The 2,086-nt window shown below is 68.4% G+C and carries 3 protein-coding genes; all 3 read right to left on the minus strand.

The features are described from left to right. The coding region (locus AC0L2Z_RS35175; RefSeq protein WP_473630615.1) for an ATP-binding cassette domain-containing protein at positions 1–232 on the minus strand (232 nt) is incomplete at its 3' end. Then, entirely contained in the window at positions 229–1,059 is an 831-nt protein-coding gene (locus AC0L2Z_RS35180) for an ABC transporter permease (RefSeq protein ID WP_473630616.1), read from the minus strand. The genes AC0L2Z_RS35180 and AC0L2Z_RS35175, both read right to left, overlap by 4 nt. Continuing rightward, on the minus strand, positions 1,056–2,042 hold the full coding sequence (locus AC0L2Z_RS35185; protein ID WP_287242329.1) for an ABC transporter permease: 987 nt from the start codon (positions 2,040–2,042) through the stop codon (positions 1,056–1,058). The genes AC0L2Z_RS35180 and AC0L2Z_RS35185 overlap by 4 nt, the downstream gene beginning before the upstream one ends. Positions 2,043–2,086 lie beyond the last annotated feature (44 nt).

Raw genomic sequence — 2,086 nt, forward strand, 5'->3', positions numbered from 1 at the left:
TGGCACCAAAGGATGGCAAAAACCACTCGATCGAGCCTCCAACCTTGGAAGAACCCGGCAGCAGCCCGGCAATGGCCAGCGCCAGAGTGCTCTTGCCCGAGCCGCTCTCGCCAATGATGGCGAAGCGCTCGCCGGCGCTGACATCGAGGCTGACATGGTTCAGTGCCGGCACCTGGCTGCCGTCGCGGCGATAGGTCACCGTCAGATCGCGGATCGAAAGCAGCGCCGTCATGACAGGCTCCTTCTCACCGCCGTCGTCTCGACGACGCCTTCACCGGCGAGATAGACGCCGAGCACGGTCAGCACGAGTGCTATGCCCGGAATGATCGACAAAAAGGGCGCGGTGCGCAGCACGGCGCGGCCTTCGGCGATCATGCCGCCCCAGGTCACGCGGTTGGGGTCGCCGAGGCCGAGAAACGAAAGGGCCGCCTCGGTGAGGATCGCGGCGGCGACGATCACCGACGACAGCGCCAGCACCGGCGGCAAAGCGTTGGGCAGCACTTCGCGAAAGGCGATCTCCAGCGGATGCATGCCGATGACACGGGCGCCGGCGACAAAATCGCGCTCGCGGATCGACAGCACTTCGGCGCGCGCAACGCGCGCCGGCCCCGTCCAGGCGCCGAGCGCGATCGCCGCGACGACGACGCCGAGCGACGGCCCGACGACGCTGACGAAAGCCAGCGCCAGCAGGAAGCTCGGCACGGTCTGGAAGGCGTCGGTAATGCGCATCAGCACTTCGTCGACGAGACCGCCGGCAAAGCCGGCCAGCGCGCCGACTATCGCGCCGACGGCAAGGGCTGCTGCCGCTGCCGCCAGCCCGACCGCCAGCGAGGTACGGGCGCCGTGGAGAAGCGCGGCCAGCACGTCGCGGCCGAGCCGGTCGGTGCCGAGCGGCAGCGACCAGTCCTGAAAGGGCGGCAGCAATGCCGGCCCGGCAATGGCTTGCGGGTCGCCGGGAAAGAACAAAGGCGCTGTCAGCGCCATGGCGAACAGCGCCGCCAGAATGATCGCGCCGGCGACCGCTTCCGGCGTGCGAAGAAAGCGGCGAAGCCGGCTCACGCACCGGCCTCGCTGGCGCCGACGCGCGGATCGAGGAAGGCGTAGGCAATGTCGACGAGAAGGTTGATGGCGATAACCAGAACGGCGCTGACCAGGATGATGCCGAGCAGCAGCGCCGTGTCGCGCGCCGCCACCGCCTCCTGCGCCAGCCGGCCAAGGCCGGGCACCGAAAAGACACTTTCGATGACGACGCTGCCGCCGAGCATCTGCGCCGATTGCAGGCCGAGCATGGTGACCAACGGCAACAGCGCGTTGCGGGCGACGTGGGCGAGCACGATGCGGCGGCGGGAGAGCCCTTTGGCGCGGGCGGCGAGGACAAAATCCTGCCGCCAGACCTCGGCCATGCCGGCGCGCATCATGCGCAGATAGAGTGCCAGATAGATGAAGCCGAGTGCCGACACCGGCAGCACGAGATGGCGGGTGATATCGGCCGCGCGGTCGAGGCCGGTCTTGCCCGACGCGATGCTCTCGATGCCGCCGATCGGGAACCAGCGCAGGTCGACGGCAAAGACGATGATCAGCACCAGCCCGAGCCAGAAGCCGGGAACGGCATAGAGCGCCAGCGAGCCGATGGACAGCAAGCGGTCGCGAAAGCCGCCGGGCCTGGCCCCGGCATAGATGCCGAGCGCCGAGCCGAGCCCGAAGGAGAGCGCGGTGGCGCTGCCCATCAACAGCAGCGTGTTGGGCAGGCGCTCGAGGATGACGTCGCGGATTGGCCGCGAAAAGGTCACCGACTGGCCGAGGTCGAGATGCAGAAGCGCCCAGAGATAGGTCGCCAGCCGCGTCAGCGCCGACTGGTCGAGGCCCCAACGATGGCGCAGCAATTCGATCATGCCGGCGTCACCGCCGGTCGAGGCGATATAGGCGTCGACCGCGTCGCCGGGGGCGGCTTCCAGCAAAAGGAAAGTGCCGATCACGACAATCAGCAGCACGAAGACGCTGCCGACGAGGCGACGGCGAAGGAGGAGAAGCGCGCGGGTCATGGCGGCGCCGGCTGCTTGGGCCGATCAACAGAAATGCCGAGCCT

The sequence above is a fragment of the Mesorhizobium sp. WSM4850 genome, assembly GCF_055811735.1.

Bases quoted from the DNA above. Each gene is read 5' to 3' on its own strand.
- AC0L2Z_RS35185 (WP_287242329.1), bottom strand. From the start codon at position 2,042: ATGACCCGCGCGCTTCTCCTCCTTCGCCGTCGCCTCGTCGGCAGCGTC.